14 protein-coding genes are annotated in these 15,262 nt (G+C 70.4%); 9 read left to right on the top strand and 5 right to left on the bottom strand.

Annotated features, from left to right (window positions below; all coding sequences use genetic code 11):
* Positions 1 to 422: 422 nt before the first annotated feature.
* A complete protein-coding gene (locus Pph01_RS35690; protein WP_204077630.1) occupies positions 423 to 1,013 on the top strand; it encodes a hypothetical protein in 591 nt (196 codons plus the stop codon).
* A 14-nt stretch (positions 1,014 to 1,027) separates the two neighbouring features.
* On the opposite strand, the gene arfB is transcribed toward Pph01_RS35690, so the two are convergent.
* The gene (arfB, locus tag Pph01_RS35685; protein WP_204077629.1) at positions 1,028 to 1,450 is read right to left on the bottom strand and encodes an alternative ribosome rescue aminoacyl-tRNA hydrolase ArfB; all 423 of its coding nucleotides are present in this window, start codon (positions 1,448 to 1,450) and stop codon (positions 1,028 to 1,030) included.
* Positions 1,451 to 1,792: 342 nt separating this feature from the next.
* Here arfB and Pph01_RS35680 point away from each other — a divergent pair, with 342 nt between their 5' ends.
* The 3 genes from Pph01_RS35680 to Pph01_RS35670 all read left to right on the top strand — a co-directional run bounded on the left by Pph01_RS35680 (position 1,793) and on the right by Pph01_RS35670 (position 5,079).
* Complete coding sequence (locus Pph01_RS35680; protein WP_204077628.1) at positions 1,793 to 2,626, top strand: hypothetical protein; 834 nt, start codon at positions 1,793 to 1,795, stop codon at positions 2,624 to 2,626.
* A 35-nt stretch (positions 2,627 to 2,661) separates the two neighbouring features.
* Positions 2,662 to 3,237 (top strand): HAD family hydrolase, encoded by a 576-nt coding sequence (locus Pph01_RS35675; protein ID WP_204077627.1) that lies wholly within the window; start codon positions 2,662 to 2,664, stop codon positions 3,235 to 3,237.
* Positions 3,238 to 3,522: 285 nt separating this feature from the next.
* Positions 3,523 to 5,079: an alkaline phosphatase D family protein gene (locus Pph01_RS35670; RefSeq protein WP_204077626.1), complete on the top strand. Its 1,557-nt coding sequence runs from the start codon at positions 3,523 to 3,525 to the stop codon at positions 5,077 to 5,079.
* On the opposite strand, the gene Pph01_RS35665 is transcribed toward Pph01_RS35670, so the two are convergent.
* Together Pph01_RS35665 and Pph01_RS35660 are read right to left on the bottom strand one after the other, a co-directional pair.
* Positions 5,064 to 6,569, bottom strand: coding sequence for an FG-GAP repeat protein (locus Pph01_RS35665; protein ID WP_204077625.1), 1,506 nt, complete (start codon positions 6,567 to 6,569; stop codon positions 5,064 to 5,066). The two genes, Pph01_RS35670 and Pph01_RS35665, sit on opposite strands and share 16 nt — an antisense overlap.
* 116 nt (positions 6,570 to 6,685) lie before the next feature.
* Positions 6,686 to 8,140, bottom strand: coding sequence for an MFS transporter (locus Pph01_RS35660; protein ID WP_239117257.1), 1,455 nt, complete (start codon positions 8,138 to 8,140; stop codon positions 6,686 to 6,688).
* Between the two features lie 119 nt (positions 8,141 to 8,259).
* Between Pph01_RS35660 and Pph01_RS35655 the strand changes: the two genes are divergently transcribed.
* Genes Pph01_RS35655 through Pph01_RS35635 form a run of 5 tightly spaced genes read left to right on the top strand, consistent with a single transcriptional unit; the run spans position 8,260 to position 13,565 of the window.
* Positions 8,260 to 9,219 carry an STM4015 family protein gene (locus Pph01_RS35655; protein ID WP_239117256.1) on the top strand — a complete coding sequence of 320 codons (960 nt, stop codon included), beginning with the start codon at positions 8,260 to 8,262 and terminating at the stop codon, positions 9,217 to 9,219.
* Positions 9,216 to 10,466 carry an STM4014 family protein gene (locus Pph01_RS35650; RefSeq protein ID WP_204077622.1) on the top strand — a complete coding sequence of 417 codons (1,251 nt, stop codon included), beginning with the start codon at positions 9,216 to 9,218 and terminating at the stop codon, positions 10,464 to 10,466. The genes Pph01_RS35655 and Pph01_RS35650 overlap by 4 nt, the downstream gene beginning before the upstream one ends.
* Positions 10,463 to 11,317, top strand: a complete 855-nt coding sequence (locus tag Pph01_RS35645; RefSeq protein ID WP_204077641.1) for an STM4013/SEN3800 family hydrolase — start codon at positions 10,463 to 10,465, stop codon at positions 11,315 to 11,317. The genes Pph01_RS35650 and Pph01_RS35645 overlap by 4 nt, the downstream gene beginning before the upstream one ends.
* On the top strand, positions 11,314 to 12,624 hold the full coding sequence (locus Pph01_RS35640; RefSeq protein ID WP_204077621.1) for an STM4012 family radical SAM protein: 1,311 nt from the start codon (positions 11,314 to 11,316) through the stop codon (positions 12,622 to 12,624). The genes Pph01_RS35645 and Pph01_RS35640 overlap by 4 nt, the downstream gene beginning before the upstream one ends.
* A complete protein-coding gene (locus Pph01_RS35635; protein WP_204077620.1) occupies positions 12,624 to 13,565 on the top strand; it encodes an STM4011 family radical SAM protein in 942 nt (313 codons plus the stop codon). Before Pph01_RS35640 ends, Pph01_RS35635 begins: the two co-directional genes overlap by 1 nt.
* On the opposite strand, the gene Pph01_RS35630 is transcribed toward Pph01_RS35635, so the two are convergent.
* Both Pph01_RS35630 and Pph01_RS35625 read right to left on the bottom strand, forming a co-directional pair.
* Positions 13,491 to 14,795, bottom strand: a complete 1,305-nt coding sequence (locus Pph01_RS35630; protein WP_204077619.1) for a DUF6745 domain-containing protein — start codon at positions 14,793 to 14,795, stop codon at positions 13,491 to 13,493. The two genes, Pph01_RS35635 and Pph01_RS35630, sit on opposite strands and share 75 nt — an antisense overlap.
* Complete coding sequence (locus Pph01_RS35625; protein ID WP_204077618.1) at positions 14,795 to 15,121, bottom strand: DUF8820 family protein; 327 nt, start codon at positions 15,119 to 15,121, stop codon at positions 14,795 to 14,797. Before Pph01_RS35625 ends, Pph01_RS35630 begins: the two co-directional genes overlap by 1 nt.
* Positions 15,122 to 15,262 lie beyond the last annotated feature (141 nt).

Here is a 15,262-nt window from a genome sequence, read left to right as displayed (position 1 = left end):
TAGATTCGAAAACCTGTGCTAATTCTGTCACACTCCGTAGCTGACTGACCACATCCGTCGAACGAATTTTCTGAGAGGTTTTTCGCTTGCGGATGTCAACTGAAAAGTCGGTTGATGGGGGATGGGTGGTGATATGTGCACAGCCAGGAAATGTCCCAAATGTAAAATGAGATGGCTATGGGTGGAAAAGGAAAACTGTGCCGATCAAATCTGGCTGTGGTGACTCTTTGCGATAACCACCAGCTCAGGACGCATGCGGCCTATATGGCTTGCCCACCAATTGCGTGGCCTGCCCCGTATCTCGCGTCCACCGATCGAGGGCTGAGCAAGATGCTGGCGCCAATAACTGAGAAAGGGTCGGGGCTCCAACTGAATTCTGGGATCGTGTAGACCCACGAAGGCGGAGGAGAAGGAGAACGGCGATGCCCGCTGAGTATTACGGTGCCGACACCGACGACGGCTACCGGATCGATGACCCATCACCGGAGGCGATCGCGGTACTGATCGACGAACTGCATCCCGTCGACAACACCTACGTCGTCATCCGGCCAGACGGAGTCTCTCCGGCCTGGTGCGCATCGGTGTCCCTCGTCGCTGACGTCTATGAGATCGAATATCGAGTGCATGGCGAGGAGCGCCGCCTCTGCACGTACACCGAACAGGAGGAGGTACTCGACGACCTCTTGGACTGGCTGGACACGCGCTGTGACCCCACCCTGGCGTCAATGTCGTACGAGGTAGGCCTGGCACACCACGATGAGGACGCCGTGTCGCCGGACGAGGATCCCGCGTGGGCGGGCGGCGCTGCATGGCGTGGTTCGCCGAAGGAGAGACCCGCGTCGCCGGATGGGGACGTCGTCTGGCGTCGTTCGCGGCGTGATCGCTCCGCGTCGCTCGCCCCGCCTCGTGACGACCTCGGTGAGGACCTCGGTGACGACCTCCGTGACGACCTTCGCGACGACCTTCGCGACCAACCGGCCACAGACGAATTGATCAAGCGAAAGGCGTGGTAGCCGTCCCCGCCGTGTCAGCCGTCGGTGCGGCGCAGGCGCTTGAGGTCGGAGCGCTGCTTCTTCGCCGTCAGGCGCCTTTCGACGGCTCCTCGGGAAGGCTTGGTCGGACGGCGCTTCCTGGGCGGGGGCGCGATTGCCTCGCGGATCAGCTGAGCCAGTCGCATCTCGGCTGCCTCGCGGTTGCGCAGCTGGGACCGGAACTCGGACGCCGCGATGGTGATCACACCGTCGACGAGCCGGGAGCCGAGACGTTCGATGGCCCGGGACTTCAACGCGGGTTCGAGCGCGGTCGTGGTCGCGACGTTGAAGCTGAGCTCGACCCGGCTGTCGGTTGTGTTGACCCCCTGGCCGCCCGGGCCTGAAGAGCGGGAGAACCGCCAGGCGAGCTCCGCCTCGGGTACGACGACCGAGTCGCGGATGTGCAACGGGCCTGGCATGGTGTCCTCTCCTCTGAACCGACTTGCCACAATGTCATGCGACGTGACGCCCCTGCATCGACCGGCGGCTTCCAGGCCGCGGCTTTTGAGGGGCTTCCAGACCGCGGCTTCCGCGTGGCTTCTAGACGGCGGCGACTTCGGTAACACTCAAAGCGTAGCCATCACCCCCGATTCCCAATCAACTGATTTATCCCCGCAAATCAGGCGTTGCCTTGTCACGGTCCACCCCCTCATGCACAGTGTCTCGGGGAGTGGCCGCGGCCATCACGTCCCTCCCGCATCACTGCGGCCGACCTGGGTCGCGCAGAGGGGTTCTACCGAGTGGAGGCGGGCTACCCGGCCATGACCACGATTGTCGGAGTCCACGGCATCGGCAAGTACCACTATTACGAGGAGTCGGGCGGCTCGCCCGGTCGCGCCGCGGAGACCATGCGTCTCAAGTGGAACGGCTACCTGCACAAGGGCCTGGTCGGCGCGCCGGCGCCCCAGGGGGACTACTTCTCCGAGATCGCCTACTACGCCCACCACCTGCACTCGGGTCCGCCCCGGCCGCCCAAGCAGATGGACCCTCCGGCGAAGCTGGTGTTCGCTGACTGGGCGGCCCAGCTCGACGGGCGCATTCGCAGCGCCGCGGGCGAGTCGTTGACGGGCATCGCCCATCGGCTCGCCGAATGGCTGCTGGCCAGGCTCGGCCCCAACGCCGTGAAGTTCGCGCAGGATTTCTGCCCCGAGGTCGCGACCTATCTCGGCGGAGGCGATCCGCGCGTCCGCGCCCGCGACACGGTTGCGGACGTGATCCGCAGGAGGCAACCCCGTGTCGTGATCGCCCACTCTCTCGGCAGCGTGGTCGCCTATGAGGCGTTCTGGGCGCACTCCGACCTGTCCACCGAGGTGCTCATCACGCTCGGCAGCCCCCTCGGCATGCGGGACGTCGTGTTCGAACGGCTGTCGCCGGTTCCCCTCCACGGGCGCGGCGCTCGGCCGCCGGGCGTGAAGCGCTGGATCAACATCGCCGACAAGGACGACATCGCCGCCATTCCGCCCGATCTCCAGGCCTTCTTCGACGGAATCGAGCGCGACGTCGCCTGCAACATCGACTGGCTCGACTTCCACACGGTCCGCAACTACCTCGGCTGCGGTGCCGCGAACGAGTACCTGAAGCCCTACCTCGCCTGACGCTCGCAACGAACATCCTCTATGCTCGTTCAATCATGAGACATGTTCTTTTCGATTACGGCAACGTCATCTGCCTCCCTCAGTCCGACGGGGACGCCGCCCGGCTCGCCCAGGGCGTGCCCGGATTCGAGGAGCGGTACTGGGAGCTGCGCCTCGACTTCGACCGCGGCACGCTGGACGACGGCGCGTACTGGTCCGCCGTGTACGGCAGGCCGGTCGCCGGCGCCGAGCTCGACGAGGTCGTCGCGCTCGACGTGGCCAGCTGGTCGCGCCCCAACGAGGAGACGCTGGCGATCGTCGACGAGCTCGCGGCCCAGGGAGTCCCGATGGCGTTGTTGTCCAACGCCCCCGTGAGCATCGCGGACGGTGTCGAGCTGCTGCCCTTCATGGCTCCGATCCGGCCGCGCTTCTTCAGCGGCCGCATGGGCCTGGTGAAGCCGGACACGGAGATCTATCTCCGCGTCGCGGACGGCATGGGCGTCGCTCCCGGGGACATCGTCTTCGTCGACGACCGGCTGGAGAACATCGAGGGGGCCGAGCGGGCGGGCATGACCGGCGTCCACTTCCGTGACGCTGCGACGCTGCGCGACGATCTCAAGCTCGTCCTGTGAGAACCATCCGTTTCCGTGACGCCGCGACGCTGCGCGACGATCTCACGCTCGTGCTGTGAGAACCGTCCGTTTCCGTGACGCTGTGACGCTGCGACGATCTCAAGCTGGCCCTGTGAGAACCGTCCGTTCCTGATGCGGAGATGAACGCGCATTAACGCGTCCGAGCCCTCCGCTTCAGGCGCCGTTCAGCAAAGGTGGGCAGTCAAAAGCACTGTTCATCATGGGTTTCGCCGCCCGCCACGGGTGTAAAGGCCGCGCGTTAACCGTGGCGGCTGAACTGGCAGCGTGCAGACGAATGCGTCACGAAGAGTGTTCCTGTCCGCTGCGGTCGCCGGTGCGGGCGGCCTGCTCCTGTCAGGGTCCGCCCTCCCGTCGCGACTGCCGTACGGCGGGGCGCTCAAGAGGGACCCGTTCACCCTCGGAGTCGCCTCCGGTGACCCCACCCCCGACGGCATCGTGTTGTGGACCCGCCTCGCGCTCGAGCCCACGGCGCCCGACGGCCTCGGCGGCATGCCCAGCGGCTCCTTCGACGTCGAATGGCAACTGGCGTCCGACGAACGATTCTCCAAGATCGTCAAATCCGGTACGGCCACGACCGGTGCCGGGCAGGGGCACAGTGTCCACGTCGAGGTGAACGGACTGGAGCCGGGCCGCGAGTACTTCTACCGGTTCCGCGCCGACGGCCACGTGTCCCCTGTGGGCCGTACCCGCACCGCTCCCACGGGGCTGACGCCGCTGAAGTTCGTGATGGCGGCCTGCGCCCACTGGGAGCACGGTTACTACACGGCCTATCGCCGGATCTCCGAGCAGGACCCGGACCTCGTCGTGCACCTCGGGGACTACATCTACGAGTACGCGCCGAGTGGCTACACAGCGGTGAGCGGCGTCGTCCGCCGCCACGCGGGGAGGAAGTGCCAGTCGCTGGGCGACTACCGGCTCAGGCTGGCCCAGTACAAGAGCGACCCCGACCTTCAGGCCGCCCACCAGGTCGCCCCGTGGCTCGTCGTCTTCGACGACCACGAGGTCGAGAACAACTGGGCGGGCCCGGTCTCGAGCACGGGCGCCGCCGCGTTCGCCCAGCGGAAGGCCGCCGCGTTCCGGGCGTACTACGAGAACATGCCGCTGCGCCGGGGCAGCCTGCAGAAGGGCGGCTCGATCCGCATCAACCGGCGGATCGACTGGGGCACGATGGCGACCTTCCACCTGCTCGACACCCGGCAGTTCCGCGATGACCAGGCGTGCGACGACGGCGAGCGGTCCGGGTGCGACGATCGGCTCGACACGGGTCGTTCGATCCTCGGGGCGGACCAGCGCGGCTGGCTCCTCGACGGGCTCGGCAGGTCCGAGTCCCGGTGGAACCTCATCGGCCAGCAGGTCATCATGGCGCAGCGCGACGGCAGGACCGGCCCGGGCGTCGACGTCAACATGGACAGCTGGGACGGCTACGCGGCCGACCGCACCCGGCTCCTCCAAGGGATCGAGAGGTCGGGGGCGGCCAACCCCGTCGTCCTCACCGGCGACGCCCACACGCACTACGCCGCCACACTGAAGCCGGATTTCGCCGACCCCGACTCGCCCCAGGTGGCGGTCGAACTCGTCACGTCGTCGATCTCTAGCGACGGCGACGGGTACCGCGACACGGCCGGCATCGCGGAGACCATGCGGGAGAACCCGCACTTCTCCTACATCGACCAGCGCCGCGGCTACATCGTCTGCTCGGTGTCACAGGACGAGATGCGGGCCGAGTTCCGCACGCTCGACTACATCACCAGGCGCGGCGCGCCCGCCAAGACCTCGGCCCGCTTCACGATCCCCTCGGGCCACGCTCAGCTCAGCGCGTAGCCGTACAGATCATCGGGACCGCCCGTGCGGACGACGCGGGCGGTTCCGGGGACGGCGCCGGGGTAGGAGCCCTTCTTCACCTTGGTGCTCACCACGGTCAGCCGGCCGGAACCCGGGGACGCGATCAGCAGCTTCCCGCCCTCGGTCAGGACAGACGACCCGAAGGCGCCCGTCCGGTCGCCGGTGAGCAGGAGATTGTGGTTGCGGGTGAGCCCCCCGCTGCGCGTCCCGGCGATCACCTGCACGGCGCCCTCGCCCGGCGCGCCCACGATCAGCTCGTCGTCCTTGTCGCCGTTGAGGTCTCCCGTGGCCAGCGACGAGCCGAACCGGTCGAAGTAACGCGGGACGCCCGCCAGGATCGTCTGCGTCCACATCTCGCTCCGGGTCGCGGTCAGGCCCCGGGCGGAGCCGTACAGAACGTTGACCGCGCCGTCGCCGTAGTCCATTCCGCGGGTGAGCGTGGAGGAGACGTCCTCGCCGGGGACGCCGACCGCGAGGTCGTCCCGGCCGTCGGCGTTGAAGTCGCCGGTGGCCAGATCGGAGCCGAAGGCGTCCCACCTCTCCGCTGAGCCGAGCACGTTCCGGCTGTTCTGCGTGTAGGCGCCGGCGTGCCGCTTGCGCAAATCGATGATCGTGACGGCGCCCGCGCCCGGCGTCTTGGTGCCGCCGTCGCCCGGCGCCCCGACCGCGATCTCGTCCTTGCCGTCGCCGTTGAAGTCGCCCGCCGCGAGCGCTTCGCCGAACAGGTCGGTCTGCCCCCGGCTCTGGTGGACCCAGCCCGTGGCCTGAGTGATCAGCGTGCCCGTGCCGTACGGCGAGCGGTGGTTCATGCCGAAGACGCCGACGCCTCCGCCGCCCTTCATTCCGGGCGCTCCGACGATCAGTTCGTCGTCTCCGTCCCCGTCGAGGTCGCCGGAGGCGAGGGCCGCCCCGAACCTGTCGGTGCCGTGCTTGCGGCCCAGATGGGTGACGTCGACCGACCTCACCTTGGTCAGCCCGCCGGGCGACCCGAAGAGGATGTGCACGACGCCGTGCCCGTCGGCGTCGGGGACCCGGGACCCGAAGAACTCCTCGGAGACTCCGACGGCCAGATCGGCGCAGCCGTCTCCGTTGAAGTCGCCCCTGGCGACGGCCGATCCGAACGAGTCGTTGACCTCAGGGGCCCCGCCGATGCCGCCGGCGCCCTGGTGCAGCGTCTTCACAGGCTTGAGACCGTTTCGCGCGCTCCCGTACAGGGTGACCGCCCCCGCGCGCGCCTTCCCGTTCACCGTCGCGTACGGCGAGGCCACGGCGACGAACGCCGGGCAGCCCTTCGCCGCTCCCGGAATCGCGCCGGGAACCGCGCCGGGAACCATGCCGGGAACAGTGCCGGGCAGAGCGCCCGGGACGGCGACGGCGGAGGCGGGGAAGGCGGCCAGGAGGGAGGCGAGCGCCACCACCGGAGTGGCCACAGCCACCGCGAGCAGGGCGGACGTGCGTGAAACACTCATGTGCCGGATCGTCTCCGGCTATCTGGACATGAGGCCCACCAGCACATGAACCGCCCACGTCGGCTGCCTTAACTCAGCGCTGTAAGCCTCATGGTTCACGTCTCATGGTTCACGTCTCATGTCGTGACGTCGCCCTCGATGGGCGGCGCGTCGAGCGAGCAGTGGATCTTACGCTCCGGCTCCGGAGCCTCGATCAGCACGTTGGTCCTGATCGTGAAGAAGGCGACGAGCGCCGCCGCGGCCAGCATGGCGGCGCTGATCAGCATCGCCGTGTGGAACCCGTGGGTGAACGCGACCGGCGAGTCGTACGCGTCGCCGGTGAGGCCCACCAGAGGCGGGACGGCGGCGACGGCGAGCAGGCTGCCGGTCCGGGCGAGGGCGTTGTTGACCCCGCTCGCGACCCCCGCGTAGCGCTCCTCCGCCGTGGCCAGCACCGTCGCCGTCAGCGGGGCGACGGCGGTGCTCAGGCCCAGGCCGAAGACGACGGCCGCGGGCAGGACGTCGACCACGTAGGAGGCGCCCGGCCCGATCCTGCTCATGAGGGCGAGGCCCGCCGCGCAGCAGAGGATCCCGCCGGTCATGGGGATCCGGGGGCCGATGCGCTTGGCGAGCTCCCCCGCGCGGGCGGACAGGAGCAACATCAGGATCGTCACCGGGAGCATCGCGGAGCCGGCGGCGATCGGGGAGAACCCGGCGGACACCTGGAGCTGGACCACCAGCAGGAAGAACACCACGCCCATCGCCGCGTACATGATCAGCGTCACGACGTTGACCGCGGTGAAGACCCGGGACGAGAAGATCCCCACGGGGACGAGCGCGTCGGGGGAGCGCCGGATCTCGACGACGACGAAGGACGCGGCGAGCACCAGTCCCGCGATGAGGGGGAAGACCCCCGCGCCGCCGAGGATCAGGCCGTACGTGACGCCGGCCAGAGCGAGCGCAGCCAGCGCCGACCCGAGCACGTCGAACTTGCCGTGCGCCGAGGTGTCCCTGGTCTCCGGGACGTGCCGTGCGGCCACCGCGAGGACGACGACCGCGAGGGGGAGGTTGAGCAGGAAGACCCAGCGCCAGCCGGCCGTCTCCACGAGCCATCCGCCCAGCAGGGGCCCGATCGCCGACGCGACGCCGCCGAGCCCCGACCAGGCGCCGACGGCGCGGGGACGGTCGTCGTGGACGAAGCTCGCCTGGATGATCGCCAGTGATCCGGGGGTGAGCAGCGCCCCGCCGATGCCCTGGAGCGCGCGGGCGAGGATGAGCACCTCGATGTTCGGGGCGAGGCCGCACAGCGCGGAGGCGGAGGCGAACCACACGACGCCGATCATGAAGACCTTGCGCCTGCCGTACCGGTCGCCGAGCGAACCCCCGAGCAGGATCAGCCCCGCGAGTGTCAGCGTGTACGCGTTGATCGTCCACTGCAGCCCCGACATGCCCGTGTGGAGATCGCGGGCGAGGGCGGGCAGGGCCACGTTGACCACGGTGCCGTCCAGCATCGCCATGCCGGATCCGAGGACCGTCGTGAGGAGGACCCAGCGGCCCGGGGCCGAGCTGAGCCGGATATGGCCTGATTCCATAGGGGCCATCATGGTCCGTGCCTCAGGGCGTCGCATCGGGAGGTCGACTGAACGACCGAAGTGTCGCCTGACTCTGGTAAGACATGATCCGCCAGTCCCCCCAGGCGAGGAGCACCTCCGTGGCCGACCATGACAATCCGCGCAGGAACGTCCACGACTACCGGGATCGCTACGCCGATCTTCCCGTGGCCGAGTTCACCGGCGAAGGCGACCCCGGGAAGCTGCCCGAGGCCGGCTCGGTGGCCTGGCGACTGTCCGCGGAGCCGTACGACGCGGACGAGGGAGCCTTCGCGGCGCTGTTCGCCCGTTTCATGGAGCAGGTGGACACCTCGGCGGTGCGGGCGATCGTCGTGGGCGGCTGGGAGAACCCCTACGAGGAAGGATCGGAGGCGGCGATCCGGCCCCTGACGGACAACGCCGCGCGTTTCCCCGCCCTGCGAGCCCTCTTCGTCGGAGCCCTGCAGTCCGAGGAGTGCGAGATCTCCTGGATCCAGCAGTCGGACGTGACCCCGCTGCTCGAGGCCTTCCCGGGGCTGGAGCAGTTGGAGGTTCGGGGCGGGACTGAGCTGGCCTTCACCCCCGTGCGGCACGACGCGCTGCGGACGCTCCGCTTCGAGTCCGGAGGCCTGCCCGCCGCCGTCGTCCGCGCGGTCGGGCAGTGCGATCTCCCCGCCCTGGAGGAACTGGACCTCTGGCTTGGCGTCGAGAACTACGGCGGCGACTCCGCGGTGGCCGACCTGGACGCGATCATGTCCGGTGAGCGGCTGCCGGCGCTGCGGCACCTGGGCCTGCAGGACAGCGAGATCCAGGACGAGATCGCGGCCGCGGTGGCCTCGGCCCCGGTCGTGGCCCGGCTGGAGACCCTGAGCCTGTCCATGGGCACCCTCACCGACCTGGGGGCGGAGGCGTTGCTGACCGGGCAGCCGCTCACCCATCTGCGTGAGCTCGACCTCCATCATCACTTCCTGACGGGTTCGATGATCAAGCGCATCCAGGAGGCCCTGCCGGGAGTCCAGGTCGACCTGTCCGAGCCGGAGGACGAGGAAGACGAGTGGCGCTACGTCGCCGTCGGCGAGTGACCACGGCGAACACGCGGTTCGCCGTCGTCGGCGTCCCCGGCAACCGGCGGGTCGCCCTCTTCCGCGCGGCGGCGGCCCGCGCCGGCCTGCCCGACCCACAGGTGATCTCCTGGCGGGACGTGCTGACCGGCGACGGTACGCCGATCGCGCCGGGCAGCGCCGTACGGGTCGACTCGCCCGGTGAGGACGCCGAGATCGACGCGCTGCTCCGGGGACCGGGCGATCCGACGCGGACGGGAGGCGGCGCGGCCTGGTACGAGGCGTTCGGCACGGGACTGCGGCACCTCGCCGAGGCCGTCGAGGCCTCACCCGGCTCGGTGTTGCTCGGCGACCCCGACGAGATCGCCGTGATGTTCGACAAGCGCCTCTGCCATGCGCGGCTGCGAGCGGACGGCGTCCCCGTGCCACCGGCACTCCGGGAATCGGTCGGCTCGTACCGGGAGTTGCGGGAGCTGATGACCGCCAGCGGGTGGCCGCGCGTGTTCGTCAAGCCCGCCCACGGATCGTCCGCGTCGGGAGTGATCGCCTTCCAGGCGCTGGGCGCCCGGGTGAGAGCGGTGACGTCGGCCGCGTTGCCGGACGGCCGCGGCGAGGAGAGGGACGGCCAGAGCGCGGCCGGGCACGACGCAGGCGGCGGCCGGAGGGAGAACGGCGGCCGGGGGGAGAACGGCGGCCGGGGGGAGGGCGGCGCCTCGCTGTACAACTCACTGCGGGTGCGGACCTACGAGAACGAGGCCGACGCGGCGGCGGTCGTCGACGCGCTCGCGCCCGACGGGTTGCACGTCGAGCGGTGGTTTCCCAAGGCGTCCATGGACGGCCGGGCCTTCGACCTCCGGGTCGTCGTGGTCGCGGGCGTGCCCACCCATGCCGTCGTCAGAGTGGGCCGCACGCCGATGACGAACCTGCATCTCGGGGGTGCTCGCGGCGATCTCGGCCGGGTGCGGGAGCGCCTCGGGACGGCGGGATGGCAGGGCGCGCTCGACGTGTGCGCCCGCGCCGCGGCGTGCTTCCCGGGCAGCCTGGCGATCGGAGTCGACCTGATGATCGGGGCGGACTGGAGATCCACCGCGGTCGCCGAGGTCAACGCCTTCGGCGATCTGCTCCCCGGCCTTTCCGGCCTGCCCGGGAGTCCGGGTGAGGACCTGGACACCTACGCCGCACAGATCGCGGCGGTGTCGCGGGGATGGCGGCAGGGCATGCAGTCCCGGGACATCCGAGGCGAGGGAGAGACGGCGTGCGTGACATGAACACCGTCGTGGGCAGCCACGACATCCTGCTGGTGACACTGGACACGTTGCGTTACGACGTGGCGGCCCGGCTTGTCGCGGCCGGCAGGCTGCCGAACCTGGCCGGCGTGTTGCCGGAAGGGCGATGGGAGCGCAGGCACAGCCCCGGGAGTTTCACCTACGCGGCCCACGCGGCGATGTTCGCGGGCTTCCTCCCCACCCCCGCGGAACCCGGGACTCACGCGCGGCCGTTCGCGGCCAGGTTTGCGGGAAGCGAGACGACCGCCGACGGCACCTGGGTGTTCGACGCCCCTGACCTGCCCACGGGTCTCGCCAAGGCGGGCTACCACACGGTCTGCGTGGGAGGCGTCGGCTTCTTCAACAAGCAGAGCCCGCTCGGGTCCGCGTTGCCGGGCCTGTTCGCGGAGAGCCACTGGGGGCCCGAGTTCGGCGTCACCTCCCGCCACTCCCTGGAGCGGCAGATCGACCGGGCGGAGCTGGCGCTGCGTGACAGGGACGAGCCGGTCTTCCTGTTCGTCAACGTCTCGGCCCTCCACCAGCCCAACTGGTTCCACCTGCCGGGCGCCGCGCAGGAGGACGGCGACACGCTGGAGAGCCACGCGGCTGCCCTTGAATACGTCGACAGGCACATCGGCCGCCTGTTCGCCCTCATGACCAGGAACCGGCCGTGCTTCACGATCATCTGCTCCGACCACGGCACGGCGTACGGGGAGAGCGGCCACACCGGTCACCGGATCGGCCACGAGGTGGTCTGGACGGTGCCGTACGCCGAGTTCGTGCTGGAGCGGACGCCGGCCAGGCCACGTCCGCAGTGGGGGCGTGCGCGCGCATGGGATCGGATCAGGGGATGACGGAGATCGACACCACAATCAGCCCGTACGACGGATATGTCTATGCCTATCCGCACAAGACGGCTTATCGGCCATTAGAACCACGCCCTGCTCTGTGTGACGTCTGGTCGGGTGAACGGACCGACGCCCTCTTCCTCTACCTGCACATCCCCTTCTGCGAGATGCGCTGCGGCTTCTGCAACCTGTTCACGCGGACGGGCGCCCCGGAGGAACTGGTCGGCGCGTACCTCGACGCACTGGAGCGCCAGGCCACCGCGCTGCGGGAGGCCCTGCCGGATCCGCGCTTCGCGACGGCCGCCGTCGGCGGCGGCACGCCGACCTACCTGAGCCCGGCGGAGCTGGACCGGCTCTTCGACCTCGCGGAGAACGTCCTCGGAGCCGACCTCCGCGCGGTCCCGCTGTCCGTCGAGACCTCGCCCGCGACGGCGACGGCGGACCGCCTCGCCGTGCTCGCCGGCCGGGGCGCCACCCGCGTCTCCATCGGCGTGCAGAGCTTCGTCGACGCCGAGGCCCGTGCCGCGGTGCGGCCGCAGAGGCGGTCCGAGGTCGAGGCGGCGCTCGGCCGGATCAGGGACACCGCCTTCGAGGTCCTCAACGTCGACCTGATCTACGGGATCGACGGCCAGACGCGGCGGTCCTGGCGGCACTCCCTGGACGCCGCGCTCGACTGGCGTCCGGAGGAGCTGTACCTCTATCCGCTGTACGTGCGGCCGCTCACCGGACTCGCCCGCAGGGACCGTGAGTGGGACGACCAGCGGCTCGACCTCTACCGCGTGGGCCGCGACCATCTGCTCGATGCGGGCTACGAGCAGGTGTCGATGCGGATGTTCCGCCTGCCCGGCTCCGGCGGCTCGACCGAGTACTGCTGCCAGACCGACGGGATGGTCGGTCTCGGCTGCGGTGCCCGGTCGTACACGCAGAGCCTGCACTACTCCTACGAGTACGCCGTGTCGGCGCGGCACGTGCGGGCGATCATCGATGACTTCGTCCGCCTGCCCGCCGGCGAGTTCGCGGTGGCGAACGTGGGCTTCCGCCTCGACGACGAGGACAGGAGGCGCCGCCATCTGATCCAGTCCCTGCTGCAGGCAGACGGAATGCCGCGGGCGGGCTACCGGGAACGCTTCGGCGCCGACGTCATGGACGACTTCGGCGCGGAACTCACCCGGTACGCCGAGCTCGGATGGCTGGAGAGCGACCGTGACCTGGTGCGGCTGACAGGGGAGGGCCTGGCCTATTCGGATGCCATCGGCCCGGCCCTGTTCTCCGGCCGGGTGGAGGCACTGATGCAGGCCTACGAGGAGCGTTGATGACGGCGGCCGGGCACCTGTCGATCCTCTACCGCGGTCCGCTGTCGAGTTGCGACTACGACTGCGCCTACTGCCCGTTCGCCAAACGGCGGGACGACCCCGACCGGCTGCGCGCCGACCGGGCGGCGCTTGAGCGCTTCACCACCTGGGTCGCGGAGCAGGACCACCCGATCTCGGTGTTGTTCACGCCGTGGGGTGAGGGGCTCGTCCGCTCGTGGTACCGCGAGGCGATGATCGGGCTCAGTCGCCTCGGCCACGTCCGCACGGTGGCGATCCAGACGAACCTGAGCTGCCGCACCGGCTGGCTCGCCGAGGCCGACCTGGGCAGCCTCGCGCTGTGGTGCACCTACCACCCGAGTCAGGTCGCCTACGACCGCTTCCTCGCCAAATGCCGCGAACTGGACCGGCTCGGCGTACGGCACAGCGTCGGCATCGTGGGCCACCCGGACCACCTCGACCCTGCCCGACGGCTGCGGGCGGACCTCCCGGAGCCGACCTACCTGTGGGTGAACGCCGAGGAGGGGCGCAGCTACACCGACGCGGAGGCGGCCGAGTGGACCGCGATCGATCCGCTCTTCGGGTACAGCCGCCGTCCGCACCTGAGCGCCGGCCTGCCGTGCCGTACCGGGGAGACGGTGATCTCGGTGAACGGCGACGGCACGGTCAGGCGGTGTCATTTCATCCCCACGGAGCTCGGCAACCTTTATGACGGATCGTTCCGCGAAGCCCTGCGGCCCCGGCCGTGCCCGGCGGCGGCCTGCGACTGCCACATCGGGTACGTGCACCTGGAGCCGCTGGGCCTCTACGACGTCTTCGCCGGGGGGATCCTCGAGCGTGTGCCGGTACGGCCCGCCGATTTCCCCGGGTCAGGTCTCCTTCTCGGGACGGTAGTCGGCCTCGGGGACGCCGAAGGTCCAGGCGACCCCTTCCCTCGCCCGTGAGATCGACGGCGGCACCCGGAGGAAGTAGGTGCGCCGGGTGCCGTCGGGCTCCGGCGTCGAGTTGACGACCTGGACCATCACGAGGTCCTCGTCGTCGGGCAGGGCGAGGCGCCACAACGTGCCCGTCTCGTCCCGGTGCATGGGAGACGCGTTGGACTCCTTGAGGTAGCGCTCGTACCCGTAGTGCTCCAGCATCACCCGGCGCAGCTCGGCGTTCTCCTCGGCCCGGATCCGCTCGGCGTCGAGCGAGGCCATCGAGGCGCCGAAGCCGGCGGGGACGGGCATGCCGCGCCAGGAGTGGAGGGCGAACCCGTCGGGGAACGACATCGCGGGCCCCTCGGCCCGGTGGAGCCGCCCGGCGTCGTCGCGGTGCGCCTCCGACGGGCGCTCGCAGACGAGCACGATGCGCTCGAACGGCCACCACCAGCCCGCGGCGCGCGCGACCGCGGCCAGACCGCCGAGGGCCGCGCGCTCGGCCTCGGCGACGCCCGGCCGGACCCCGGAGACCGGGTCGAAGACCGACAACCAGGCGGCGTCGTGCTGACCGAAGACCGCGTCGAGCGTCGCCCCACGCAGAAGCTCGCCCGCGGTCTCGCCTCCCATCTCCGACATCCGGTGGCGTATGTCGGAGATCGTCCTGTTCACCGGCTGCCAGAGCAGCCCGCCGCTGTCCGCCCACGCCTGGGCCCAGCCGGCCGGCGCGAGCGAGGCGTGGACGGCCGCCCTCGCCCGCTCCCACGGAAGCGTGCGGACCGCCGTGCGCACCGACGCCCCGGCGGCGGCCGACGCGTTCACCGCCCGGCCGGTCAGCGAGTCCGCCGCAGGGCCATCGGCGGATCCCGGTGCCTGGCCGGTCACGGTGTCCGCTGCCGACCCCGGCACGGCCCGGCCGGTCGGCGAGTCCGCCGCCGAGGTCGGCATCAGGCCCGACGCCTCGAGCTGGAGCAGCACCTCCTCGGCGAGGCCGCCGAGACCCGCCCGAACCAGCGCCTCCCCGTGCGCGGGGTCGCCCAGCAGCAGGGCCGCGACGGCGCCGCGCAGTGGAGAGCCGAGCCAGACGATCCGCTCCGGCTGGGGCAGGCCGGCGTCCCAGTAGGCCTGCCGTACACCTTCCTCGGCGGCGGGGCGGTCGGCGGGGCCGGTGGCGAGCGCCGTCTCTTCCCAGGAACGGGAACCCGAGTCGCCCGGCCGGGTGCCCGGCCCGGGCGGTGAACTCAGCGTGGCGGTCATCAGTCGGCCACCACCCGGAAGGCGCCGGGGACGTACTCACGCTGGCGGATCACGCGATACCACCCCTTGGGCAGCGAGATCGCGGCGTGCTCCTCGTGGACCAGGCGCCCGCCGGACGGCAGGTGCAGGAAGCCCGGGCGGCTCGGATCCGGATCGAGGAGCAGCGTCCCCGGGCCTGCGATCGCATGCGCGTGACCGGTGGCCTCTCCCAGGGCCAGCACGAGGCGGCCCCGCGCGTCGCGCGGCTCGGGCGGCGCCGTCCGAGCCTGCGCGGGCACCCGCTCTTCCGGCACCGGCACGATCAGGATGTCTCCCTGGCGGTACATCTCACTCCTCTCCGACCTGATCGGGAAGGTATCGGCCGCCACCGACATTTCCCGGAGTGCGCCTCCGCCCGCAGGCCCGGTTTCGCACCACGGGTTCCGGACCACAGCTCGGCACGAAGCCTCCGCGACAGGGCTCCGCGC

It is taken from the genome of Planotetraspora phitsanulokensis (assembly GCF_016863295.1).
GTDB classification, from domain to species: Bacteria; Actinomycetota; Actinomycetes; order Streptosporangiales; family Streptosporangiaceae; genus Planotetraspora; species Planotetraspora phitsanulokensis.
This window is presented reverse-complemented; position numbering and strand designations above follow the sequence as displayed.